At 40.2% G+C, this 650-nt stretch carries 1 protein-coding gene; it reads left to right on the plus strand.

Annotated elements, in window-relative coordinates:
• Window positions 1–470: 470 nt before the first annotated feature.
• The coding region (locus KIV40_RS30655) for a pyrimidine/purine nucleoside phosphorylase (protein ID WP_285353056.1) at window positions 471–650 on the plus strand (180 nt) is incomplete at its 3' end.

Here is a 650-nt window from a genome sequence, read left to right on the forward strand (position 1 = left end):
CCCACCTCTATCCAATTGCCGTAGACATTACTTGGATCGACAAATTTCTGATGAGTTTGATAGGCGGTATAACTGGCATAGACTGCTGCAATAAGTCCGATCAATAGAAGTAGGTAAAACAGCGCTTGAGTCAATAGATCTCTGTTTTTCGATTCTTTTTGTCCCATTTTTACAGCTGTTTCCTTCCATTTGAATCAGCAATTCTATTTATTGATAACCTACATTGCAATGAAACTTGTCAAAGTTAGAAGCAGGATCGACATTCCACAAGCCAACGCAAGAGTTAAAGCGTTAATTGTGTTGGGTATGAAGTGATTTCAGTGAGTTGATGGAACACTCAAAAGCACTAACTTATGACGATTAATTGCTTGTAGGAAACCGGTGAATTAGTTAAAACAATCAGGCACGTAAATTTGGTGATGAGACAGGTTATAAGCTCACGCCGTTCTGAATAAAGACAAGGAAGTACAATGATTAAAGAAAATACCTATTTCGATGGTGGCGTTAAATCTCTTGGTTTTTCTCAAGAGGGAGAAGACGTCAGTGTAGGTGTGATGCAAGCGGGTGAGTACACGTTTGGAACTGCGGCCCCAGAAAGAATGACAGTAGTAAAGGGTGCACTAACGATTAAACGTGTGGGTGAAGCAGAT

This window comes from Vibrio sp. D173a (assembly GCF_030248475.1).